The organism is Gelidibacter mesophilus DSM 14095 (genome assembly GCF_000423005.1).
GTDB classification, from domain to species: Bacteria; Bacteroidota; Bacteroidia; order Flavobacteriales; family Flavobacteriaceae; genus Gelidibacter; species Gelidibacter mesophilus.
Window position 1 is genome coordinate 44,799 of sequence record NZ_AUHD01000005.1, and the last position, 23,635, is coordinate 68,433.

Genomic DNA, 23,635 nt, shown 5'->3' on the forward strand with positions numbered 1-23,635 from the left:
GTAAACACTCTCAATCCTAATCACAAAGCTTCCAACCATCAGTCGTTTTTCTATACGGTACAGTTTTTATGATTTCTTTTGGATTTTGCTTTTCGTTATTTTCTTCAAAAAAAGGAGTCTCACTTAAACGTTCGAACACAATTTTAACCTTGGCATTATTACTTTCTGGCAAATTCTGAACTTCGCTTATTTCTTTGAATTTATATTCGCAGGTTTTGAATTTTGCAGATAATGCCCCAGAACGTTCTTTTACTTTTCCTACAAGTAACTTCTTAGCTTTAGAGGTTAGTTGGATATTGAATACCTCTGTTTTGTTACCAAAATTGCTTTTTTGTGTAGCTAAGGTGTCAATGATTACTAGCCCCAAATCTTGAAATTTTAAATATTTTTCCATTTTATCGCCAAATCTTTTATTCATAGTGGTATTCACTCGTATTTCACCATAGTCAAATGTGGTAGTTTTTATTGCTGGTTTATTAGTTTTTGATTCGCACTCTCTAGCAATATCCGTAGCTTTGTTTTTTGAAAGTTCATCAGAACCACAAGCGGTTAATATTAAAGAAAATAGAATGGTTAATGTTATCATTATTAATTTCATAGTTACGTGTTTATAAGTTTATTCTTTAGTTAATCTCAAAAGTCTATTCTAGCCATAAGCCTTTTCCTATGCTATTTAAAAAATCTTCAACACCTTTTCTTATTGGAATCGGTAGGCTATGTAAGCGTTTTTGAATCGGTAGTTTTCCCATTTTATCAAGTGGTGTCATTGATAAATACAAATCATCATTTGATCTGTTCCAAAATCCAAAGATATATTCCTCTCCAGGCTCGATAATGATCCTTTCTTTAAAGGTAACTGTGCCTGCATGTGTTGGGCTGTCAGGATGGACCTGATTTTTATTTACGGTAAGTTTAAATTTGATTTCTTTGGATTCGTTGTCAAATTGTACAGATGAACCTATTTTACTTTTATGTTCATTGCCATGCACATAATCATACTCATCATTTAAGCGGGATAAAAATTGATAATCGTCAATGTAGTTTCTATTCCAATTATTCATTATAAGGAATACTAGATTTTCCGCTTCTAAAATCCGTAATGCTGAAAATAGTTTTTTATAAGCCACCAAACCTTTACCGTAATAGTGCTTTTTCAACTCTGCTAAACTATTTAATTGAATAGCGTGTTTTAAAACTCCATTTTCAAATCCAGAAAGATTTAGCCAAACTTTCTTATCTATAGCGGTATTGGAATCTCTAATTTTCTCTTTTAATCGCTCTTTCCTTAGTTCTTCTTGATGTAGTTTTTCTTGTTCGTGTTTCTCTTGAAATAGAGTATGGCAATGACTACATTTAAATCTATAAGATGATTTTCTTATTTTGGAGGTATAAAGTCTAAACTGAGTTTGGCTTTTAGGATGCTGAATTTCCATTGAGTTGCAGTCTGAACACAATAGGTAGAAACTCATTGTTGAGTACTCTAGAACTAAATCATTCAAGTCTTTTTGTGAAATTCCAACCGCAATTCGCAATTTGCTTGGTTGATTAATTAACTTGAAATCTTCATCAAACTCCCAATACTTTTCTAATAGTTCGGTTTGTTCTGGTGATAATTCATTTGAGATTTGTAGTTGTATGTTGGCGATTTTGTTTAAGATGTTTTCCATATTACTTCATAAAAAAAGCGTGGAACTGAACTTGTCGGCATAAGAGGTATCGCCAGACACCCACCCACCAAACAAGAACAGCCCACGCAGTAACGTGGGCGTCTTGCTTTAATGTTGGCGGGAATATTATTCTGGCGATTTCCTTATGCAACGATTAAAGCTAAAACAGCGCTTTATAATTTAATTGTTTTTTTCTATTCTATATTTTTCAAATTAATTTTAACAAATTTAGGGATATTAATTTTGATTAGCTTAGTGCTTTTGTTGAAAAACGATCAGAAAAACGATTTAGCAATGCTATATAATACTGCTAGTGATAATTGTTCTAACAATTGTTAATCTATGCTTGAATTACTTTTCGACTTAAGATATAAGTGTAACGCATCATTAATAACTTCTTTAATTTTTAGGTCTTCTTCCAATGCTCTCAATTTTACTTCTCTTAAAAGTTTTTTAGGGAGATAGAATGAAAATTGAATTTCATCTTCCTGTTTAACCTTGATTGGCATTACCTTTTGAATAGTCTTTACTTGACTACTTGCTTTTGCCTGATTTATTAGATCACTCATTTTATCCTTTTCCATAATTGTATAATTCTATTTTTATATAATGCTATAATTCCAGATTTATATATCTATATAAGACTTTTCAAAAGCTCTTTGGTTAAATTATCCAATTTCTTCTGTGCATTTTTATCAGTTCTAACACCGCCAACTAAAACAGATCTAGTAAACGATACTAAATCTGAAATATGAGTTTCAGCAATTTTTACGTTATACTCTGCCAATCCAATCAGGATATCTAAAGTTAGCGTGGTATTAGCTTTTACCATATTAAAAACTACCATTGTTTTATTTATTTTACCTTCATTTTCAATTAGGTCTATGGTACCTTTGATGGCCAATAGGTCTAGAATACCTGCTTTTGTTGGAATGAGAACTAAATCTGCTGTCTGTATCAATTTTGATAAGTGGTTTGATAGATAAGGAGGTGTGTCAATGAAGATAAAATCATAATTGAGCTTTTGAATACTATCAACTTCATTTTGTAAGGGAATAATATCAAAACTTGTAACCACATTTTTCAACTGAGCTAAACTGCCTTGCAAATCCATATCAATCATAGCTACTTTGGCACTAGCTGAAATATTTTGAGCGAGGTTAAAGGCGAGCGTAGATTTTCCAACCCCTCCTTTTTGATGTGTAATTAAAATAATTTTCGTCATAATTGTATTATCTAGATCTGTGGTTGTTGAATTTGATTTCTTGATCTTTGTAGCTTAAAAGCTTTTCGATTCCTTTTAGGGATAATTTTCTGTCAATTTCAGAACCCTTTTTGCTCACACCATTTTTATCGATGAATGAAATCCCTCTACCGATTTTGGTTTTAATATTCTGATTTTTAAGGTGAAAAACTATATCTTCAATAGAATCTGATATCGATATGGCAGAAAATATAGCCTCTTTCAAATCTGTTGATCGTTTGTCGGTAGGTATGAACTGTTCCTGTGCTTTAATTTTTTCAAGTTTGCGCTCTACTTTTCGCAAATCATACTTCTTTTCTATTTCACGGCAATAATCGAGATTTTTATAATGCGTAAAACTATCAGGTACTGCTAGATTGTTATCCATAATTCTACTAGCGACTATGTGGATGTGTTCTTTCTCTGAACCTTCCTCGTGGATATAAGTTGCGTACATATTGTTTTGAAAGCCTATTTTCTTCGCGTAACCCTCTGAAATATCAATCCAGTCTTGATTGTTCAGTTTACCCTTGTCTTCTGGAGCAATTCTAATTTTAATGTGAAAGGCTTTTTTTTCACAACGATCATTTCGTTTTTCCATTTCTTTCATCTGCTCAAATATTTGAGAGGCATTTCCTAAACACTTATTACTAATTAATAATTCGCCTCCTTTTTCACAATAAGAAAGTGCATTGCTTGTATATGATATGGATTGTAGCTTTGCTATCATTCTTCAAGTTTTTTTAGTTCTGCCTCTAAAGAATTCCTCCTAAGTCGTGTTTCATATTTATGTTTTAAATCACTGATTTTCTGTAAGATTACAGTGTCTTTTAGTCTAATCTGCTGTAATGTATTTTCTAGATGCTGAGCAGTTCCATTTTTTTCGGAAGCAGAATGAAAAAACACATAGTCATAAACTAGTTGATAATTATCTCTTTCTTCTTTCAAAACACTTTTCTCATTTAAATATTGGGGGATATATTTAAAGATTGGATAGCTCAATAGCACTAGAAATATTATAGATAATAAAAATTTAGAGCTAAAAGGCGTGTCTTTACCGAATAGGACATATTCTGTATTTTGATTGATAACTGTTGGAATTTCCTCTAGTACTTCTTTTAATTTTTCTTTTGAAAAACTCAAACTTTTCTTCAAAATGCTTTGATTGCTTAAAATACTTTTTATGTTATCTTCTTGACTTACTAAAATATCTTTGTCTATTTGAGATGCATTAGAATTATCAATTTTGTTTGAAATTTCATTCAATTTATCTGATACATTTTGCATCAGATTTAGAATTATATTGTCATTATTTTCTGCCATAATTGAAAATTTATAGTTGAGATTTTATTTCTAGAATATGATTTTTTATTGCCTCTATATCATCTAAAACAGCCTTTTGGTCTGCAATCATAAACTGGACTCCCGAGTTTAATTTCTTTGAAATTTGATTCAAATTCACACCAATTTTTATTAATTGGGAAGTGTAATTTGTAACATCAATATTTTTTTTATTGACCTCAAAAATTGGTTTACCTAGTTTCTCTAGTACACAATTTCTAATGTAGAAAGAGGCTTTTATTTGGAGTAATTCACATTGATCATTGAGCAGTATTTTATCTTCAGATGCTAAATAAAATATAACTCTATCTTTATTTTTTGACTTCATAATTTTCTTAATTATGGGGTTTGTTTCTATGAGCAGCTTTTGCTGCGAATAGCCAGGCTTGGGCATAAGTGTGAACGGAGTGGTCACGTTGCCCACGACTGGCTAAGCCCAGCACCTTACTTTTGTTGGCTTATTAAATAGTCGTTTAGATCGTTGTGTTCTGAGTAGTGTACACTACAATCAATGACCTCATTTTTGGTGTTATCTTCAATGTATTTTAAGGCTGTCTTTCCAGAGACGTCATTATCAAACAAAACTTTGATTTTGGAATAGTTTTGCACTAACGCCAATGTGTTTTTAACAAGCGCTGTGCTATTGAGAATAATAAAATCTTCCTTTGGAATTTTATTTTTGAGTGTCAAGTAGGCTAACGCATCCCATCCTGATTCAAAAAGAGAAACAGTATTTGATTGATTCAAAAAAGTTGTAATGGACTTTTTTCCAAGACAGCCTTTAAAAAATTTGTTTCGTATTTCGAAGCCCTCTAAATCGTTTCTAAATCCAATGCCATAATACTCTTTTTTGTTGTCGAATGTATAATGGATCTGGTGGAAAAATTGTCTGGCAAAATCGAGATTTATTTTTCTTTCATCGAGGTATGCTAACAAGTTTCTGTTCTTGAGATCAGTTATTTTTAGTATCGAATAAGTGGACTTATTAGCTTTAGGCGTTTCTTCTTTACGATGAAAGGAAAAAGTATTAATTGAAAGGATATTAAGAGCTTCCTTTGGAGAGCAATTGTTTAAATGCATTATTAGGTCTATAATTGATCCTCCTTCGTTCGTGCCATAATCCACCCATAAATTCTTAACTCGGTCAACTTTTAGTGATGCTGTTTTTTCATTTCTGAATGGAGAAGAGAACATTGAGTATTTTCCATAATTTTTTTCAGGTTCCAGGCCAAGTTTTTTCAGGTAGGAAATGATGTCTATGTTTTTTGCTTCTTTAAAGTTCATTGCTTTTAATGAGTTGTGTTTTGTTCAATAAAAAGAGGGTATCCATAACTTTTTCTCTCTCCTAACTTGAATCCGATTTTCTTTAGATTACGTGAGAATTTTCGACTAGAATAAATACTATACTGATTCATCCTACAATAGTTTTCATATTCGAAGTAAACTTCCTGGAGCGGTCTGGTTTTATGCATAGAGACCTCGTATCCTTCGTCTTCTAAAAACATTAATACACTATCGCTTTCTTTTTGGTATTGTAAAACTTCATCTTGTACTATTTTACTTTGAGTAAAGTCTTTATTTTTAAGCAGTCGAGATAATCCGTTTAATACCCAGTTAAATACTCCGGATAGTTCATCTTTTATGATTTTTTTTGAAAGTTCCTTGTCTTGGTCTTGAGAAGGTATAGTGACTCTGAATGGAAGAATTATAAACCTTCTGAAAAACGCATTGGTATTTTCAACTTCTTTAGGTAGCTCATTGCAGTTGAACATTAATTTGGCATAATCAGTGATAATCTGAGTGTCCTTATATAGTAACTTTGCTTCTACAGGCTCTCCTGAAACCAGCTGTTTGAAAATACTACTTTCTAGCTTTCCGTTGATTTCACTGGAGTAGTTAAGGAGTTTATTACCTAATTGAGCTCTTGAGTTTCCTTGGTCGTCAGTTAATCTGTTTAGAGAGAAATTTGTAACATTTTGACTGCCTAACAATGCCATCAGTATTTCGAACAAAACGCTCTTGCCGTTGGCGCCAGATCCGAATAAAAGCAAAACTTTTTCCAGTTTTAAGACACTGTTTTTTACGAATATATATCCTAGATATTCCGCCAATATGTTTTGCAACTCTATTTCTGGCAGCACTTTATCTAGAAATTTTTTAAATTGGGGTGCTTCCGCTTCGCTATTATGGTCGAACGGCAGTTGATAGGTTAAAAAATCTGACTTATCGAAAGGTCTTAAAATTTGTTTCCTAGATGTTATTTCAAAAGTTCCGTTATTCAGATTTATTAGAGTAGTGTTGCTTTTGTTCTCAGCTTCTTTTAATCGAGCATCAGATAGAAATTGTTTATGCAAATCATCCTTGAAAATGTGATATTTAGCATCGAATTTATAAATGCCCATTTTTAAGGCGACATCTCCTAAGAAGTCTTTGGAGTTGTTTTCGCTTATAACTTCCCAATATTGGGAATTAAATAAATAGATTGAATTATTTTTACGACAAAAGCTATAGCCATTATCATCTACCACTTTTAATAATATCTCTACACAAGAAACCAAAAAATGTTTTTTTTGAAGTTTACCTTGGCCCTCTGGTTGATCACAATATTCTCTAAAATCAACAGGCCTAATGCAATCGATTATTTTTTCTAGAATGTCATTAACTCGGTTTCTTACTGTTCTTTCTGAGGAATCATTAACTGATTTCAAAAGAGTTCCGTTTTCATTCAGTATCTCTTCAATACTAATAGTAGATATATGTGCGCTCATATGATTGCCATATATTTATATACAAGGATTCTCAAAGCCCCAACTGTAAGACTTAGTTTAATTGGTTCGTTATAGAGATGTTTCAAAAAAGAATTATTCTCTATTTCGGTTTGTGAGTTTGATTTGTTATCTTGTGCTTGAATTTTTCGAAGGTTGTTGTAATGCTCTATCATTACTTCAACCTTTTCTTTTTAGAAGCAAAAAACTCATCAGTCTCAGATTCTATTGCCTTAATGGTTTTTTGCTCACCCGACTGGATCCATTCAATTATTTCAGACTTGAAGAAGAAACTTCTGCCGTTTTTTTTGTGGTATGGAATAGTTTTTTTTCTACAAAACTCATAAATAGTTTTCGGCTTGTAACCTGTTAGTTTGGCTATTTGGTTAATGTCTTTAGGATCTTCATCTTCAGAAATTACTAATGTAGGCAACCTTGATGAGTCTTTTAGGTCAAGTATTAAGTCTTCAATGTTTCTTAATCTTGATTCAATAAGTTTAAATGGATTTTCCATCTTGTAGTGTTTTTAAGTTCGCTACAAAGATGTGATGTAAGTGAAGAGGGTAACCAGTTGTAATCGGTTACAAATGTTAGTAATTATACTTTTTTGCTCGTTCTTTTATTAGCTTTAGCTCTCTTACAGCCTTCTCTGTGTGGTCGTTAGAAATATTTTCGATTACAATTTCATGTAATCTTATTTTATTTTTAACTTTTTTTGATGTACTATTATCATCTATTCCTGTCCTATTTGATTGAGAAGTATAATATCTAAATTTTTGGTAAAGAGCTTCTCCAGATGACAAGCCAAAAGATTCTATAATTTTATTACAGTTTTTTCTAGTTACTGTAATATTTTCATAGACACATATTAAAGCGATTTGGTGTATTGTTAGCTTAGCTTTAGCCTTTGATTCAACTTTAAAATTGGCGCTATAAGAATGTTTCTGAAATAATGGTGCAAAAAGACGGTTTTGCGAAAAAATAATGCACCATGCTTTGTAATAGTAGCCTTCAAGTTGACCATCGTTAAAAGCACTATATATTTTATGCGTGTTTGCTTCTCTCAACAGTGTAAATCCTCCGCGATTAGTCCAGGTTTTATTTCGTGTTAAATATTCAAATACTTTATAAGAAAAATCCTCTCTGTTTGCGAACATTGGTAAGTGTGGTTTTATCTTATCATTTTCAAATTCATTAAATCCTTTTCTAAATCCTTCTGCATATTCAGTAAAATACGGTTTTAAGTCCAAAAAAGTTTTTATATTTTTTTTCCCATTGAGATGCATGTCGAAGTTGTTTTGAACAACTCCATTTAACTTGTTGCACAAGCTTTCTCTACTAAAGAAAGCTCCTTCAATAATAAATGGGTAAGGTGAATATAGTAAATGTTCTAAATCATTATCAATTGCTTTACTTCTGCAACTTTTTTTTTCTAATAGTTTTCGAGTTGATTTAAAATAAAATTCCGTGATGCTTTTGTCAATGGAATTGTTATCAAATAAAATTTCATGCATAAAATCCCAAGGGACTATAATGCTGGTTTTGTTGCTAGACCAATTAAAAAAACCACTAATATTTTTTAATTGGTCTATAAGCTTTATGTCGATCAATATATCTTTCATGTAATTTTTTTCGAATCTTATTTCTTTATTTAAATCAACAATATTAATGTAGTAAGTGTAGCAAATGCAGTTCTAAAAACAAACTTTATTTTAAAAATCTAGTAAAGAATTCGCAAATTCCTTCTTTGCTTTATCTTCAAAACCTGCAAAATAATTCTTGGTTACATTGAGGTCACTATGATTTAAGGCTTCACTAATAAATTCCATTGATGCTCCTTTTCGAATTGAATTTGTTGCAAATGAGTGTCTTGCCCAATAGAAACTGCAATCTGAAGATAAATTGTTTGATGTTGCGATTCTTTTAATATGGTCATTTATATAGCGATTGAAATTTTTTATTTTTTTGTATTGGGTTTCGCTGTTTTCTGATTGCGTTACAATGTTAAATACGAAGCCATCTTTCTTTTTATTGCCATGTTTCTTTATTATACTGCTTGTGAAGTCGGTTAAATAAATTGTGATTTCTGTTTTTTCTGAAGATTTATCAAAAGTTTTTGCTCTGTAGTAAGTGAATTTATTATTGGCGATATCTGAATATTTAAGTAAGGCGATATCTTTTAAGTTCATGCCATTGCAAGCATAGCTAAAAAACCAAAAATTCTTCGCCTCTTCTTCCTTGTCATTTGCAGCTTTTGCATTAAACAACGTTTTAAGTTCGAAACTATTTAATGCTTTTTTCACCTTTTTGGTACGAGGTATTTTATATTTGTTTTTTCCAAAGGGGTATATATCAATGCTTATGTCATTCTCTTCAATAGCATTGTTAAAGACCACTCTTAGTGTTCTCGTGTAAATTCCTACCGTAGTATAGCTTTTGCCATTGCCAATCATAAATTTTTCATAGTCCTTTAGCCAATCAACGGTAATGTCATTGAAGGATAGTTTGTCAATACTGCATTTCTTTTTATCCTCGCTAAAATTTGCTAGAGAGTTAAGGGTGTATCTATAACTTTCTGCTGTGCCAATTTTGTCATTACTTATATGTTTATCGATGACTAAATTGAAATGATATTTTATATTATTTTTATCAGTTGATTTGCGAAACAGCTTTGATTCAAATTTAGAAAAATCAAAAACTGACATTGCTTTGGCTTCATCATTCGCTCTTTTTTCAATAGCCTTTAACTTTAATTCTATTTCTTTGTTCGTGGCTCTTAATTTTTTATTTTCTGGATTTAACCAGATGGTTTCAAACTCCTTTTCTGTTAAGTCAATTCCAGTGGTGAAGTATCTTACTTTTTTAACATTTTCATGTTTGTTATAAACCCTTAGTTTAACTGAATATTTACCATTTTCTTTAATTCTTCTTGTTTCGTGATAAATTGAAATATTGTAAGTCATCCCTTTTTTGTTTAAATCAAAGATATAGGTATTCACACTATTTTCACACTTTTAATGGTATTAAAGAGTAATGAACAGGTATTGTATTTCTGTGATATTATTGATTTGCCTGTAAATAAAGGGGTTTTGGAGTATTTAGGTAATATTCAGGTAATGAACAAATACAGGGACTCTTGATTACGGCTCAAGAGGTTACTGGTTTGAATCCAGTCGAGGTCACTCTAAGCTATTACAAATAGCAACAAAACCGCGCAAATCCTAGGATTTGCGCGGTTTCTTCATTTTTAGGAATTCATATAATTTGATGTTTTATGGTAGCTTATGGTAGCTATTAGGCAACTTCGGATTAAAAATGGTAGCTTAGCTACCACGATGAAATTCAGCTTAAGGTTGAATTTTGGTTGTTCGGTTAAGTTTGATTCGACTTTCGTAGTAATTCAAGTTTAATTTAATACCAAAGTTATGCGTACTTCAAAAACATTCTCCATCCAATTTTGGATGGATACAAAGAAATCCATAAATGGAGAAGGGCTAATCTATGGCAGGGTTAATGTTGACCAAAAAAGATCAAGTATCAGTCTGAAGCGAAAGTTGGATATTGAGCAATGGGATGAAAAAAACCAAAAGCATCACGGCAATTCACAAAAAGCTAAAGATTTCAATCGCTATTTAGATTTATCAAGAGCTAAACTTTTTACTTGCTATCAAGAACTTCGTGACAATGGAAGTCCCGTGACAAGTAAAGCAATTAAAAATCTTTTTTTAAACGAAGGCTCATTTGGTCATACTCTTAAGGAGCTTATTGATTATCACTCTAAAAAAATTGAAAATACTCATGCAGTTGGGTCTATCAGAAATTTCAAGGTTACTGAAGGGTATGTGGAACGATTTCTAAAGAATAAGCACCTCACTGATATTGCTCTTTCAGTTTTGAACTATGAGTTCTTATGTGATTTTGAGAATTTCCTTAATGCTTATTATCCTAAGGGTCATCCCAAGGCGATGAGCCATAATACAGTTACCAAACACATTCAGCGCTTAAGAAAGATTGTAACGCTTGCCTATAATCTTGAATGGATTAAAGATGACCCTTTTCGAAGATGGAAATCTTCATTTGATAAGGTGGATAGAGAATTCCTATCTGATAGTGAGCTTTCAAAACTCGCCACACATCATTTTGAACTTGACCGTTTGGACCGTGTAAGAGATCTTTTTGTTTTCAGCGGCTATACAGGCATTTCTTATGTGGATATTCGGAATTTGACAAAGAAAAATGTTTGGATTGGCGATGATAAAGGTCATAAATGGATTACAACGTTTAGGCAAAAAACAAATACTAAAATCAAGATTCCATTGTTATTTCGTGCAGAACAGATTCTACTTAAGTATGAGGCGCATCCAGTGACACAGTTTACGGGTAAGCTTTTACCATCAATAACCAATGAGAAGGCGAATCTCTATTTGAAAGAAATTGCCAAGGAAGTCGGAATTGAAAAAAATCTAACCTTTCACATGGCACGGCATACGTTTGCTACAACAGTGGCATTAAGCAACGGAATGCCAATCGAAACCGTTTCTAAAATATTGGGACATTCAAAAATAACGACAACTCAAATTTATGCTCGTGTCATGGATCACAAGATAAAATCAGATATGGATGCCGTTCAAGAAAGACTCAATGAAAAGGCGAGAAAAATTGAAGAGGAAAAAGAACTTATGCATTTACGGGAAAAGATTATTGCGGCTGAAAAGAAAAACTATTCCCATATGAGTAAGGAAGAGCTTCTTAAGAAGTTGAACAATGTGCTTAACGAATAGCTCTATTGCGACTAATGGGATTAATAATTATAATCTCAAACCAAAAACTTTATATATGCAATAGCATATATAAACAAGAATTTTATTATTATTATATGCATTTACATATTATTTAGTACTTTTAATTATAATTATACTTAATTACATATAATGGAAGAGCTGTCAGATTTTGTTAAAACACGACGGAAGGAAGTTTATCTCACTCAAGAAGAGTTTGCAGACAAGGCAGGGGTGGCATTGACCGTAATTCGAAAAATAGAACAGAACATGGATAGGACGGACAAAGTGAACCACTCGCAGCGGATGAAAGTGAGCATAGCAAAGTAAGTGCTCAAAATCGATTCATCTGTGGTTAAAATTAGTGATTATTTTTTAGTTTTTTACGCATGGATTCTCCTTTAATATCTATTCTATGAGCTGTGTGCACCAGGCGATCCAAAATAGCATCTGCAATGGTCTGCTCTCCAATAATTTCGTGCCATGCTTCAACCGGTAATTGGGAGGCGATGATAATACTGTGTTTGCCATGTCTGTCCTCTATAATTTCCATAAAAGAATGCCTGTTGATACTATCCAAAGCTTTAAGTCCAAAGTCATCCAAGATGAGCAGATCTTGTTTTTCCAGTTTATTGATCTGCTTTAGATAGGAACCATCGGCTTTTGATGTTTTTAGCATGGTAAAGAGTTTATTGGTATTAAAATACATCACTTTGTGGCCCAATGAACAAGCTTGATGGCCAATCGCTGATGCCATGTAGCTTTTCCCCGCGCCTGTACTTCCAGTAATGAGTATGTTCTGTTTTTGTGTTATAAAATCACAACTTGAGAAGCGTTGTATTTGATTTTTATCCAAGCATCTTGAGGCATCATAATCGATAGCTTCCATAACGGCACTGTACCTAAAACGTGCCGCTTTTGTTAAGCGCTCTATCTTTCGGTTCTGCCGATCGTCCCATTCACTTTGGATGAGATACGCTACCAGTTCATCATTGGTGTAGGTAATGTTCTGTGGGGACAAGCTCCCGTCGAAGGCTCTGTACATACCGTATAGCCTCAACTGTTTCATGTGTTCTAATGTTTGTGTGTTCATTGTTTATGGTTTTAAATTTATTTATAATAATTACTGCCCCTGATATTGTTATGGTTGGGGATTTCTGTTTGCTGTTCGATATCTTCATCTAAAGTGTCCCATCCGTTTTTAAGGATACGTTCTATAATGTTATAATTGTGCGCACCATAATCCAGAGCGCGTTTACAGGCATTGTCCAATCGTACATTGCCCACTTTTTTGGTAAGGTGCAATATGCCCAGACATGATTTATAGGATTGCTCAGGGTGTTGTTTTTTATCGAGTATTTTAATGATCAGTACTTTGCAGTGGTCTCCTACCTGAGCAGCCCAGGCAATAAATTTTTCACTGCTCCATTCACTGACAAAACGATGGTGGGAAGGCATATGCTCCTTTATGGAGGTGTACCCATATTTTTGTTTTGCTCTTGTGTGGACTGTAAGTAGTTCTTGCTGATGGTAAACCTCTACAGTACTATCTGAGTAAATAACCTTGACCCGCTTGCCTATATGTTGATAGGGCACGCTATAATAGTGTTTATCTTTTCCGAAGTAGATATGGCTATTTTTATGGACCGTTGCATTTGCAGAACGTTTGATCTCATAGCGTTTTGATGGGAGTGCTTTGAGTTGGTGTTTTTCAATCTCTTCAAACAAAGAATAGCGTGAGTATTCCCGTCCTCTAAAAGACATGTTGTTATGCAATTTAAGCTGTTCTAAGATGGCTTTGTTAAGTTCAGACTTGGTATGGAAGGTCTGGTTGCGCAGTGGTGAAAATACACGGGTATATATAATGCGCACAGCATTTTCAACAATGGCCTTGTCCCTGGGTTTATACGCCCTGGTGGGCAATACAGCTGTTTCGTAATACGCTGCAAAGTCGGCAAAGTCTTCATTTACCTTGGGCCCATATCGACTGCTCTTGGTTACGGCAGCCCTTAAATTATCGGGGACCAAAGCCTCGGGCACGCCACCGTAAAACCAAATTGCATTTTCAACGCAGGCCATAAAATCTTCTTTCTTTTGGCTCTCACAGGCTTCTACATAGGTGTATTGACTACTGCCCAGAACACAGACAAAGACCTACAGGTCTTGTATTTCTCCTGTATGACGATCTACAATGGAGAGCTTTTTTCCTGTAAAGTCGATGAAAGGCTTATCGCCAGCTTTATGGGTAAAGTGCATCACGGGAGACACCTCTTTCGCCCATTCCCGATACCAATACCTAAACTGGGAGATTTTGTAACCATCTGGATGTTTGGCATAGTATTCTTGCCAGAGCAGCTCTTTTGTAACCCCCGTTTTGCGGAGCTCTTTATCAAAATAGGGGAAGTATGTTTCTAAGGTCAGTAACTGTGGACTCTTGTCTTTCTGGTCGGTTTTAAAGAGATTATTCAGTTCTTCAAGTGTCATGGCAGACACTTCGTAGTTGGTAAGCTGATAACGCTTAAAAAAGTCAATATACTTGGTGATCGTATTGCGCGATAGCCCTGTGACCAGGCTTATTTTGCGCTTGCTTATGCCTTCGCTGTAAAGTTTAAAAATCTGTTTTATTTTTCGCATATCTATTTGTGTGTTTGCCATAATATCTTTTTCTAAAAAGATATTTAAAGCTGTACAAATAGAATCGATTTTTAGTGGTTCACTTTCATCCGCTCAAGGTGGTTCACTTTCACCCGCTGTGCTATGCTCAGTTTAATCCGCTGGAGGTGGTATACTATGCCCGTTGTTTGCAGCTTATGAAGTTGAATAAGATAATGAGCGAAAAATCAGATTAGAGATGATGTGGGGTTTTTAGTTGTTTCGTTGATTGACAATTAATTTTTTTTTTTTTTTTTTTTTTTCTGTAAACCAATCTGGCGGAAAGATTTTAGTTTTCTTCAAAACTTATGAAAAAATTTAACCAATTTTAAAATTCTCGAACTCTTTATTCATGCGATCTATAGTGTCTCTTATTACTTTTTTGTTCACAGAAGCATAGCCCAATACTAGACCGTTTTCAGGTTTGTTATTCATGAAGTATTTGCTATATGGATGTGCAATGATTCCTTTTTTTAATAAAGCTTCAGAGAACTTCTTATCCTTTATTTGCAACGGTAATTTTCCAATAAGATGTAACCCTGAATTGTAAGGACTAATTCTAATGTCATTGCTGAATATGTTTTTGAAATAATTTAGAAAGAATGATTTACGATCCATTGACACCTCTAAAACTCTTCTAAGATGTTTGTTTAAATAATCTTTTTCAATAAAATTGCTTAGCGTATTTTGGATTGATGGGGAAACAAATCGGGTAGATTGTTCGGTTAATGCCCTAATAGTATCTATAAGATAGTTTGGCACAATCATATAGCCAATTCGGATGGAGGGATGCAAGAGTTTATTAAAAGTCCCTAAGTAGAACACTCGTTCTTGTTTATCCAGACTGAATAGTGATGAAATCGGATTCTCCAAATTGCTAAATTCATGATCATAATCATCTTCTATAATTATTGAACTGTTACTGGATGCCCATTTAAGTAGTTCCATTCGTCGTTTTAAACTCATCTTAATACCTTTCGGATATTGGTTTGAAGGGGTTGTATATATTAGTTTTGGATTTGTGCATCGTAACCCTGTTATTTCTATTCCTTCCTCGTCTATTTCAGATAAATGAATGCTAGCTTTTAAATTGTCAAAAAGATTGTAAGCGTAGGGGTATGTCGGATTTTCCATAACTACGTCATCATTTGGGTCAATCAATGCACTTCCAATTAAATATAAGGAATGTAAAGATCCAGTGGTAATAACAATTTGGTAGTAACTACAGTTAATACTTCTATATATTTTTAGATAATCAGCAATATTTCTCCTTAAGCACTCCAGCCCCAATGCACTTGAGTATGATAACTCAGATGCTCTTACTGTTCTCCAATAGTCATTAGATAACTTTTTCCAATGCTGAACCGGAAAAACATCCAACGGCGGAAGTCCCGGCCTAAATGCAACTCCTCTTTTAGCAGTGGATAGAATTTGAAGGTTCTTGTCAAATGATTGCGCAATCATGGACTTTTTTGGATAACCCCCATTATTGAGATGGCTTTTAAAATTATCTTCAGTATTTTGACTTTTTAGCGAAACAACATAATATCCTGATCCAGGAATAGCATCCACAAATTTCTCCAATGTCAATAAATTATAAGCTTTAACAACAGTACTTCTAGAGATACCTAAATCTTTTGCCAAAACGCGAGTTGGAGGTAGTTTTAGGTTTTCTTCTAAGCCTTTTTTAATAATTGCACTTTTTAGTGACTTATATAGGGGTAAGTATATGTTATTGTTAGAATTAGAAACCTTAAAACCGTAATTCAAAAGAATATTTTTAATGTTGAAATGCAAATTGGTATATGTATTTATTAAAAATTGGTATGTGCAATATATTGTAACCTTAACTACTTTTAACATAGTTAATGAGTTTTTTAACAGAAGTATATGATAAAACAAATCTTAAGGTACCAATTTTCTAGTCTTTTAATCTTGGCGCTTGTTTTAAGTGGCTGTTCAGCCATTAAGACTGTTGATTTTGAAAGTCTTGTAGACACGACCTCAAAACCCATTGATTTTCAGATTAAAAAAACGTATAAATTGGAAGACGATGGGGTTTATGTTAGCAATGAATTTACTGGTGCTCGTTTGAATGGATTTGAAAGAAAAAATGATAGTACTGCGATAGTGATAATAAAGCCAGAGAATTCACCTATAAATAATAGTGCTTATTACGCTTTTAAAGCTTGGTCAAAAAATGCTCGATCCTTTTATTTTGAATTTAATTATCCAGAATACTACAAGCATAGATATATGCCAAAGATAAAGGAAAATGGTAATTGGAGAGTGCTAGATTCTTCCCGTGTCTACAAAAATGATTCTATTTTTACCATAAAACTTAATTTGACTGATACACCAATAACGATTTCAGCGCAGGAAATTCAATCCTCAAATGATGTCAATTTATGGGTCTCCAAGACTATTGAAGGTAAAGATTATGTAAGATTAAAAAGTTATGGTAAATCAACACTTGGTATAGGTTTACCTGTTTTAGATATTTATAAAGGAGACAAAAAAGGGAAGGACATCGTGGTGCTGCTCACGAGACAGCACCCACCTGAAGTAACAGGCTATTACGCCTTTCAGGAATTTTTGAAAACGATTCTTGATGATTCTGATTTGGCTGCTACATTTTTAAATAAATACCGAGTATTGGCCTTTCCTATAATGAACCCCGATGGAGTTGATTTAGGACATTGGAGGCATAATGCGAATGGTATTGATACCAATAGGGATTGGTCTAAGTACAACCAATCAGAAATTAAACAGGCAGTGCAATTTATAGCGACTGCTTTAAAAAAGGATCATTCTAAAGTTTTATTGGGACTCGATTTTCATTCAACCTATGAAGATGTTTTCTATACCAATGATATTAGGAAATCAACGACACTTCCAAATTTCATTGATGATTGGTTTACTGCACTAGAAAGAAATATACCAGATTATAAAGTGAATGAAAAATCAAGTAACAGCACTAAGCCAGTATCAAAAGGTTGGTTTTTGTATGGGCATAATGCTGTAGGTATCACTTATGAAATTGGCGATGCTACCCCAAAAGATAAAATTCAATTAATTGGCAAAGTCTCTGCGGAACAAATGATGAAAATTTTAAATCAAGCTGTAGTAATTAAATGAATCATTTTTCTCATTGCGTTTTCAATATATTTTAAGAACAGTGGCCAAATGAGTTGTAGTCGTCGTAATCAAGGGTTGTTTCTTCAATAGGTAAGATATAATAATTAATCAACAATCAAAATAACATGAGTAATAAAACAAGGCTTTTAGGTGTGATTTTTATGTGCTTAAGCACACTTTTGTATGCGCAAAATACAGTTACGGGTACCGTGGTTGATGATAATGGGATGACCCTGCCAGGCGTAAATGTTATAGTTAAAGGGACCTCAAATGGGACTTCTACGGACATTGATGGTAATTATTCTATTGATGCTGCAGAAACCGATATTTTAGTGTTTAGCTATATCGGCTTTAAATCTCTAGAGGTCAAGATTGATCAGCGCTCAGTCATTAATATCACCTTATTGGAAGATTCACAATCTTTGGATGAAGTAGTGGTTACTGCCCAAGGTATCAAAAAATCCAAAAAAGCATTAGGATATGCCATTGCTAAATTGGATCCTGAAGATGTTGAAAATCGTCCTGAACCAAATTTAGCTAAAACATTACAAGGTAAAATTACCGGTGTTACGATTTCAGAATCAAATGGACAATCTGGGGCAACTACTAATATTAGAATTAGAGGTTCAATATCGCTTACGCAGTCCAATTCTCCTTTAATAGTGGTCAATGACGTGCCGTTTGCTGGCGACATCAATGATATTGATGCTAACGATATTTTAAGCATGAGCATATTAAAAGGTTTTAATGCGGCCGTTCTTTATGGTAGTGAAGGTAGGAATGGCGTCATATTAATTCAGACCAAAAGTGGAAATGCTGAATTAGGAATGTCTAAAACAACGGCTACGTTTTCCACCACCTCTTATATGAATATAGTTTCTCAATTGCCGGAATACCAGAATAAATACGGTCCTGGACAAGAAGGTAGTTATATCCCGTCATTTTTATCCAATTATGGACCGGCTTACTCCTCTATTGACGAGGTAGCACATCCCTACGCAGATATGGGGGAAGTTTTTCCTCAATATAAAGATGTGATGGTGCCTTATGTTGCTAAAAAAGATCATGTTAAAAATATATTTAATAACGGTTACGGCAAAATATACGCCCTTGCCGTTTCAACAACAAAAGATAATTTAGGATTCAACATTTCGGCTGGGTATACTGATGAAGAGGGTATTATCGACAATAACAGTTTGAAGCGTTTCAATATTGGACTTGGTGGTAATGCTAAATTAGGCGAAAAATTGCTTCTTTCGGCGACATTGAATTATTCTACAAGAAAAACCGACAGAGTTCAATCACAAGAAATTTTTAGACGAATATTTTATCTTCCAACGAATATTGATTTAACAGAATTGCCCTACCAAAATCCTTTTACTGGGGAATCTGTTTATTATAGAAATGATACAAATCCGTTGTGGGTATTAAATAATTCCGGTATTACTGATGATGTGGTAAGAGTGTTTGGGACAGTCAACGCAAACTATCAACTTAATGATAATCTTAATGTCATCTATAGGGTTGGATATGATAGTGAGCAGTTTGATACTTTCGATTATTCTAATAAGGGTGGGTATTTCAATGATGAATTCAGAACAGGTTATCTAAATATGGGTTATAATAAACAAGTTGTCGTGGATCAAACCATAATTGTTGGTTTCATCAAAGATTTGACTAATGAATTAGGTTTGGAAGCTCAGGTAGGCGGAAATTCTAAATTGTCAAAATCAAAGATTATGTCTTCTGATTCTCAGGGACAATTGACTTATGATTTTTTAAGGCCCTCTAACTACAGCACATCACAATCTTATTTTGAAACTGAAGATGAAAATTTGGCTGGTGTTTTCGGTCAGCTTCAATTCGACTATAAGAACTATTTATATGCCACCTTATCCGGTAGAAATGATTGGGGAAGTACGGTAGAATCCGGTAATCAGTCTTTATTTTATCCAGGTGCGTCCATTTCCTTCATCCCAACTTCAGCTTTCAATTTTGGCAGTGATGTCATAAATTATTTAAAAATTAGAGGTGCATACGCTACGTCTTCGGGCTTTCCCGAAGCATATAGAACAAGAAATACATTGATCATTGATGCCAATAGGTTTGCCTCGGCTGATGGTTCCCTGCCTGTAACCAATAGATTTAACAAAATATTTGCCAATCCCAATTTGCAACCTGAGTTGCATAAAGAGTTTGAAGTGGGTATTGAAACTAAATTACTTAATAACCGTGTGACTTTGGAAACATCGCTATATAAGAGGGTGTCAGAAGATCAGATTGTTGCATCACCTTTGGCGCCTTCTTCAGGTTATGATATTCAGTTTATCAATTTGGGAAGGGTTGATAATAAGGGGATTGAAGTTGATTTAGGAATTGATATCATTAAAAATGAGAATTTTCAATGGAATATGAGAAACCTATTTACTGCTGAAGAATCTTTAGTGGTTGAAACTACTGCTACTGGGGCTAATATTAATTTAATTGCTGATCGATGGGCAGTTGAAGGTCAACCTTTGAATGCTATTGTTGGAAGTTATGCACTAAGGGATAATAATGGTAATCTTTTAATAAGCGGGAATGGGGGCAGCACTAGAGTGGGTGAAGTTATTTCCAGTGATGATATTGGTTTGGATGATAGGGTTATTGGTGATCCCAACGCTGATTGGAGGTGGACAAATATCAATACATTTACTTATAAGAATTTTAGGTTGTCAGCACAAATAGAATATAGTCATGGTGGAGATATTTCTTCGCGTTCTGTAGAAGATATGCTTGAACGTGGTGTCACTAGAGATACAGAAAATCGAGAGGGATCTTTTGTGATACCTGGTATCTTAGCCGATGATGCAACCGGTGATGTTTTATTGGATCCCAATGGTAACTCTATTCCCAATACCGTTCAATTAAATGGATTAAGAACTGCTTTTTCAAATTATTATAATCCCAATGACTTGAGTATGTGGGATGCTTCTGTATTTCGTGTAAGAGAACTTTCTATTGGATATTCATTGATAAATAAAAAAGGAAGTAATCTTCCATTCGATAAGTTAGACTTATCATTGGTAGGGAGAAACCTTTGGTTTAAGGCGCCAAATTTTCCCAAATATGTGAATTATGATCCAGAAAATGACGGTGGCTTGGGAAGAAATAATTTGCCATCCACCAAAAGGATTGCACTAAGTTTATTATTGACATTTTAATCCATTAAAAAGCACAATAAATGAAAACAATATTTAGATACTTTGGCTTTACATTAGTTACATCACTTTGCCTATTGACTTGTGAAGTTAGTAATTTTGATCTTCAAGAAAATCCAAACCTACTAAACCCTAGTAGTGCCGATCCAGAATTTCTACTTAACGAGGTTCAGTATCTCTTTCAGGATATTATGGGTGATATGGTTATAAACACTGATGATATTATGCGCTATGAGGCTATGACAGATGTATATTCAGATGTCGCAGGTGTAAATGTTTTAAATGGGGAGTGGAAAAGATATTATGAAGCTTTAACTATTTCTAACACTTTGGAAGATTTAGCCGAGTCAGATTCAAATTTACTTTTCCACAACGCAATTAGTAAATTGCTGACTGGTTATCTTACCGTGACATTGGTTGATTATGTAGGGGATATCCCATATTCTGAAGGTGCGAATCCTACTGATTTTCCAAATCCTAATACAGATAATAGTGTTGAACTTTATAAAATGGTTCTTTCAGATATTGATGAGGCTATTGCAGATATAGAATTGGCCACTTTTAGTGTTTCTTCAGATTTGTTTTACAATAGCAATAAAGATAAATGGAAAGCATTTGCCAATTCTTTTAAGTTAAGATTGTTGATTCAAACAAGATTGGCTAGTAGCGATTTAGGAATTTCTGATTTACAAGGTCAAATAAATACATTATTGGCAAAAGACATTATTGATTCATCCTCCGACGATTTTGTATATTCTTATGCTTCTGTTCAAGAACCTGAAAGCAGGCATCCTTATTTTAGAAGAGGATATATCAACGGTTTTGCTCAATATATGGGTAATTATTTTATGTATATGCTGAAGGATTCAAAAAGTATGAGAGATCCTAGGATACGTTATTATTTTTATCGTCAATCTGATATTGACCCCTTTAGTGGTCCTCCATATTTAGCATGTCAAGGAGACCCTACAGTAGATTATTGTTATTTGGGCGATCAATATTGGGGATTAGATCATGGAGAGGCAAGGACGGGAAGAGGAGATAATTTATTAAGGACAGTATATGGGGTTTTTCCTGGAGGCGGCGCATTTGATCAAAACCAATTTGTTGGTTCTCCACATACCAACAACTTAGGAGGGGCAGGCTTTTTACCAATTCTAACATCTTACAATGTAAAATTTTTAGCTGCCGAAGCTGCGCTGATGCTGGGTACCAATGGAGATCCAGAAACATTGCTCGAACAAGGTATTAGGGCATCGATGAGTAAAGTGATGAATTTTGGTAACATAACATCTACTTATGCTGCAACTGCGGCAGACGTAGATGATTATGTGTTAGAAGTGTTAAATGATTACAGGGCTGCAAATACGGAAGAAGAAAGACTAGACGTTATTATTACTGAGTATTATTTAGCCACTTTTGGGAACTCGATTGAAGCTTATAATGCATACAGAAGAACAGGATATCCTTCAAATATTCAAACACCCATTGATAATGATAACCCTACTTTCCCTAGAAGTTTCCCTTATCCGAACGATGAGGTTTCGACAAATCTGTCAATAAGTCAAAAATCAATAACCGCAAAGATTTTTTGGGATAAAAATCCGGATGGTTTTATAAAATAAACGAAAAGTTATGAAAAAATTATTAAAAATTTCAGTTTGTTTTCTGGTTCTTTTTGGTTGTTCTGATGACGCCAACTTGTTAGAAGATATTGCAATGAGAGGCGGTTATATTCAATTTGAAGAAACACCAACTTTAAAAGTAAATATAGCAAATGTTGATAACGCTGTTATATCTGAGAGATTAATTGATCCAAATAAAAATGCAACAAACTATTCTCTCAATTTATTTTATAAAGATAAAGTGGTCATAGATTTTTTGGTCATAAATTCTTTTCCAGCAACTATGAACATTCCAATTAGTGACATTACAAGTGCTTTAGGGATGACAAATGCCGATATAAAGTTGAATACAAAATTTAAGTTTGTCGCTCTTGTGACCACGCCGACAGGAACATTTTCCGGTGAAACTCCAAAGTTTAATGATGAAAATATCAACTTAGGAGGGGATACAACTGTGCGTTTAAAAGCAACTGCATTGAACGATGCCATAGAGTTTGATATCACCTTTTTCTAACCTGCCAAACTAGAGCAATAAATTCTTTTTAAAAAAGGCCTTTTGTTTAGAGGACGGAGCTTAATTTATAACGGAAGCAAGAATAAATGTGGAGCTTTCATCAATGTTGCAAATTCAGGAGTTGTCAATTTCATTTCTTTTGGTGTTTGTATTGATGAAGAAATTGGTCTTAATAATAAATTTATTACTATGGATGACAGGAGGGGTAGCCGGTTAGGGGTTTCTGACGAACATATTGATGGGTTATCTGCTTTAGAAGATCTTTTGTGCTATCCTGACGGTTCACAAGATTTCCATATAGAAATGATAGTGATGAATTATTAAGGATTTATTTAACAAGGCTAAAAGATCTCTCTATACAAAACAATTATGGAATTTTCTTCAAGCGTTTTAGGAAGACATCTCGAGGGATGAATTATATGGCTTAATGCTTGTGTATTAGGCTAGTCAAATAACAGATTAATGGATGTGGCTAAGCTTTTTAATGCTGAAAATGAATCTGTTTAAGAAATGAGATATACATTTGAATAGATGATTAAAGTAGTTTAAGAACTATATTTTGAAGTAGTACTGAATCTGTAAAAATTAATTTTTAAACATTTATGCTATTTAGACAATCTCATTTTTATTTGATTAGTAGTATAGATGTCAACTGAATCGTTAATTCGAAATTTGCCTGTTTCATAATCTATACAGAAAGCGACACATATTG

General features: G+C 33.6%; 23 protein-coding genes. 7 read left to right on the forward strand and 16 right to left on the reverse strand.

Features of this window, described 5'->3' with window-relative positions; translation table 11 throughout:
• Positions 1-16: 16 nt before the first annotated feature.
• The 12 genes from G525_RS0105595 to G525_RS0105660 form a co-directional block, all read right to left on the reverse strand.
• Entirely contained in the window at positions 17-598 is a 582-nt protein-coding gene (locus G525_RS0105595) for a hypothetical protein (protein WP_027125281.1), read from the reverse strand.
• 43 nt (positions 599-641) lie between these two features.
• Positions 642-1,667 (reverse strand): zinc ribbon domain-containing protein, encoded by a 1,026-nt coding sequence (locus G525_RS0105600; RefSeq protein ID WP_027125282.1) that lies wholly within the window; start codon positions 1,665-1,667, stop codon positions 642-644.
• A 335-nt stretch (positions 1,668-2,002) separates the two neighbouring features.
• Positions 2,003-2,251: a hypothetical protein gene (locus G525_RS0105610; RefSeq protein WP_027125284.1), complete on the reverse strand. Its 249-nt coding sequence runs from the start codon at positions 2,249-2,251 to the stop codon at positions 2,003-2,005.
• Positions 2,252-2,301: 50 nt separating this feature from the next.
• Positions 2,302-2,892 (reverse strand): ParA family protein, encoded by a 591-nt coding sequence (locus G525_RS0105615; protein ID WP_027125285.1) that lies wholly within the window; start codon positions 2,890-2,892, stop codon positions 2,302-2,304.
• 7 nt (positions 2,893-2,899) lie between these two features.
• Positions 2,900-3,640 (reverse strand): relaxase/mobilization nuclease domain-containing protein, encoded by a 741-nt coding sequence (locus G525_RS0105620; RefSeq protein ID WP_027125286.1) that lies wholly within the window; start codon positions 3,638-3,640, stop codon positions 2,900-2,902.
• On the reverse strand, positions 3,637-4,233 hold the full coding sequence (locus tag G525_RS0105625; protein WP_027125287.1) for a hypothetical protein: 597 nt from the start codon (positions 4,231-4,233) through the stop codon (positions 3,637-3,639). The genes G525_RS0105620 and G525_RS0105625 overlap by 4 nt, the downstream gene beginning before the upstream one ends.
• Before the next feature lie 10 nt (positions 4,234-4,243).
• Complete coding sequence (mobC, locus tag G525_RS0105630) at positions 4,244-4,579, reverse strand: plasmid mobilization relaxosome protein MobC (protein WP_169514428.1); 336 nt, start codon at positions 4,577-4,579, stop codon at positions 4,244-4,246.
• Positions 4,580-4,695: 116 nt separating this feature from the next.
• Positions 4,696-5,535, reverse strand: a complete 840-nt coding sequence (locus tag G525_RS20360) for a toprim domain-containing protein (RefSeq protein WP_051209818.1) — start codon at positions 5,533-5,535, stop codon at positions 4,696-4,698.
• A 5-nt stretch (positions 5,536-5,540) separates the two neighbouring features.
• Positions 5,541-7,019 carry a DNA primase family protein gene (locus tag G525_RS20365; protein WP_051209819.1) on the reverse strand — a complete coding sequence of 493 codons (1,479 nt, stop codon included), beginning with the start codon at positions 7,017-7,019 and terminating at the stop codon, positions 5,541-5,543.
• A gap of 172 nt (positions 7,020-7,191) precedes the next feature.
• Positions 7,192-7,530: a helix-turn-helix domain-containing protein gene (locus G525_RS0105650; protein ID WP_027125289.1), complete on the reverse strand. Its 339-nt coding sequence runs from the start codon at positions 7,528-7,530 to the stop codon at positions 7,192-7,194.
• Between the two features lie 76 nt (positions 7,531-7,606).
• Complete coding sequence (locus G525_RS0105655) at positions 7,607-8,638, reverse strand: hypothetical protein (protein ID WP_027125290.1); 1,032 nt, start codon at positions 8,636-8,638, stop codon at positions 7,607-7,609.
• A 90-nt stretch (positions 8,639-8,728) separates the two neighbouring features.
• Positions 8,729-9,979 carry a tyrosine-type recombinase/integrase gene (locus tag G525_RS0105660; protein WP_027125291.1) on the reverse strand — a complete coding sequence of 417 codons (1,251 nt, stop codon included), beginning with the start codon at positions 9,977-9,979 and terminating at the stop codon, positions 8,729-8,731.
• A 462-nt stretch (positions 9,980-10,441) separates the two neighbouring features.
• Between G525_RS0105660 and G525_RS20370 the strand changes: the two genes are divergently transcribed.
• Both G525_RS20370 and G525_RS22010 read left to right on the forward strand, forming a co-directional pair.
• Complete coding sequence (locus G525_RS20370; RefSeq protein WP_035479134.1) at positions 10,442-11,797, forward strand: site-specific integrase; 1,356 nt, start codon at positions 10,442-10,444, stop codon at positions 11,795-11,797.
• Positions 11,798-11,947: 150 nt separating this feature from the next.
• Positions 11,948-12,124 carry a helix-turn-helix domain-containing protein gene (locus tag G525_RS22010; RefSeq protein ID WP_084647711.1) on the forward strand — a complete coding sequence of 59 codons (177 nt, stop codon included), beginning with the start codon at positions 11,948-11,950 and terminating at the stop codon, positions 12,122-12,124.
• Positions 12,125-12,155: 31 nt separating this feature from the next.
• Here G525_RS22010 and istB read toward each other — a convergent pair whose 3' ends face one another.
• From istB to pdxR, 4 genes are all read right to left on the reverse strand, one after another.
• A complete protein-coding gene (gene istB, locus G525_RS0105675; RefSeq protein WP_027125292.1) occupies positions 12,156-12,887 on the reverse strand; it encodes an IS21-like element helper ATPase IstB in 732 nt (243 codons plus the stop codon).
• Positions 12,888-12,904: 17 nt separating this feature from the next.
• Positions 12,905-13,873 (reverse strand): Mu transposase domain-containing protein, encoded by a 969-nt coding sequence (locus tag G525_RS22645; RefSeq protein ID WP_245577736.1) that lies wholly within the window; start codon positions 13,871-13,873, stop codon positions 12,905-12,907.
• Positions 13,874-13,948: 75 nt separating this feature from the next.
• The gene (locus G525_RS22650) at positions 13,949-14,449 is read right to left on the reverse strand and encodes a helix-turn-helix domain-containing protein (protein ID WP_245577737.1); all 501 of its coding nucleotides are present in this window, start codon (positions 14,447-14,449) and stop codon (positions 13,949-13,951) included.
• Positions 14,450-14,764: 315 nt separating this feature from the next.
• On the reverse strand, positions 14,765-16,309 hold the full coding sequence (pdxR, locus tag G525_RS0105690) for a MocR-like pyridoxine biosynthesis transcription factor PdxR (protein WP_027125293.1): 1,545 nt from the start codon (positions 16,307-16,309) through the stop codon (positions 14,765-14,767).
• A gap of 27 nt (positions 16,310-16,336) precedes the next feature.
• Between pdxR and G525_RS0105695 the strand changes: the two genes are divergently transcribed.
• The 5 genes from G525_RS0105695 to G525_RS0105715 all read left to right on the forward strand — a co-directional run bounded on the left by G525_RS0105695 (position 16,337) and on the right by G525_RS0105715 (position 23,247).
• On the forward strand, positions 16,337-17,584 hold the full coding sequence (locus G525_RS0105695; RefSeq protein ID WP_035479136.1) for a M14 family metallopeptidase: 1,248 nt from the start codon (positions 16,337-16,339) through the stop codon (positions 17,582-17,584).
• Positions 17,585-17,709: 125 nt separating this feature from the next.
• Complete coding sequence (locus G525_RS0105700; RefSeq protein ID WP_084647712.1) at positions 17,710-20,787, forward strand: SusC/RagA family TonB-linked outer membrane protein; 3,078 nt, start codon at positions 17,710-17,712, stop codon at positions 20,785-20,787.
• A gap of 20 nt (positions 20,788-20,807) precedes the next feature.
• Positions 20,808-22,409, forward strand: coding sequence for a SusD/RagB family nutrient-binding outer membrane lipoprotein (locus G525_RS0105705; protein WP_084647713.1), 1,602 nt, complete (start codon positions 20,808-20,810; stop codon positions 22,407-22,409).
• Positions 22,410-22,419: 10 nt separating this feature from the next.
• Entirely contained in the window at positions 22,420-22,923 is a 504-nt protein-coding gene (locus G525_RS0105710; RefSeq protein ID WP_027125297.1) for a hypothetical protein, read from the forward strand.
• Positions 22,924-22,965: 42 nt separating this feature from the next.
• Positions 22,966-23,247, forward strand: a complete 282-nt coding sequence (locus G525_RS0105715) for a hypothetical protein (RefSeq protein ID WP_027125298.1) — start codon at positions 22,966-22,968, stop codon at positions 23,245-23,247.
• Positions 23,248-23,635: the final 388 nt, after the last annotated feature.

Coding starts and splice junctions, on each gene's coding strand:
- G525_RS22010 (WP_084647711.1), top strand. CDS start 11,948: ATGGAAGAGCTGTCAGATTTTGTTAAAACACGACGGAAGGAAGTTTAT.
- G525_RS20360 (WP_051209818.1), bottom strand. CDS start 5,535: ATGAACTTTAAAGAAGCAAAAAACATAGACATCATTTCCTACCTGAAA.
- G525_RS0105695 (WP_035479136.1), top strand. CDS start 16,337: ATGATAAAACAAATCTTAAGGTACCAATTTTCTAGTCTTTTAATCTTG.
- G525_RS0105655 (WP_027125290.1), bottom strand. CDS start 8,638: ATGAAAGATATATTGATCGACATAAAGCTTATAGACCAATTAAAAAAT.
- mobC (WP_169514428.1), bottom strand. CDS start 4,579: ATGAAGTCAAAAAATAAAGATAGAGTTATATTTTATTTAGCATCTGAA.
- G525_RS0105595 (WP_027125281.1), bottom strand. CDS start 598: ATGAAATTAATAATGATAACATTAACCATTCTATTTTCTTTAATATTA.
- G525_RS0105615 (WP_027125285.1), bottom strand. CDS start 2,892: ATGACGAAAATTATTTTAATTACACATCAAAAAGGAGGGGTTGGAAAA.
- G525_RS0105610 (WP_027125284.1), bottom strand. CDS start 2,251: ATGGAAAAGGATAAAATGAGTGATCTAATAAATCAGGCAAAAGCAAGT.
- G525_RS0105600 (WP_027125282.1), bottom strand. CDS start 1,667: ATGGAAAACATCTTAAACAAAATCGCCAACATACAACTACAAATCTCA.
- G525_RS0105710 (WP_027125297.1), top strand. CDS start 22,420: ATGAAAAAATTATTAAAAATTTCAGTTTGTTTTCTGGTTCTTTTTGGT.
- G525_RS22650 (WP_245577737.1), bottom strand. CDS start 14,449: ATGGCAAACACACAAATAGATATGCGAAAAATAAAACAGATTTTTAAA.
- G525_RS0105650 (WP_027125289.1), bottom strand. CDS start 7,530: ATGGAAAATCCATTTAAACTTATTGAATCAAGATTAAGAAACATTGAA.
- pdxR (WP_027125293.1), bottom strand. CDS start 16,309: ATGTTAAAAGTAGTTAAGGTTACAATATATTGCACATACCAATTTTTA.
- G525_RS0105700 (WP_084647712.1), top strand. CDS start 17,710: ATGAGTAATAAAACAAGGCTTTTAGGTGTGATTTTTATGTGCTTAAGC.
- istB (WP_027125292.1), bottom strand. CDS start 12,887: ATGAACACACAAACATTAGAACACATGAAACAGTTGAGGCTATACGGT.
- G525_RS20365 (WP_051209819.1), bottom strand. CDS start 7,019: ATGAGCGCACATATATCTACTATTAGTATTGAAGAGATACTGAATGAA.
- G525_RS0105620 (WP_027125286.1), bottom strand. CDS start 3,640: ATGATAGCAAAGCTACAATCCATATCATATACAAGCAATGCACTTTCT.
- G525_RS0105705 (WP_084647713.1), top strand. CDS start 20,808: ATGAAAACAATATTTAGATACTTTGGCTTTACATTAGTTACATCACTT.
- G525_RS20370 (WP_035479134.1), top strand. CDS start 10,442: ATGCGTACTTCAAAAACATTCTCCATCCAATTTTGGATGGATACAAAG.
- G525_RS22645 (WP_245577736.1), bottom strand. CDS start 13,873: ATGGCCTGCGTTGAAAATGCAATTTGGTTTTACGGTGGCGTGCCCGAG.
- G525_RS0105625 (WP_027125287.1), bottom strand. CDS start 4,233: ATGGCAGAAAATAATGACAATATAATTCTAAATCTGATGCAAAATGTA.
- G525_RS0105660 (WP_027125291.1), bottom strand. CDS start 9,979: ATGACTTACAATATTTCAATTTATCACGAAACAAGAAGAATTAAAGAA.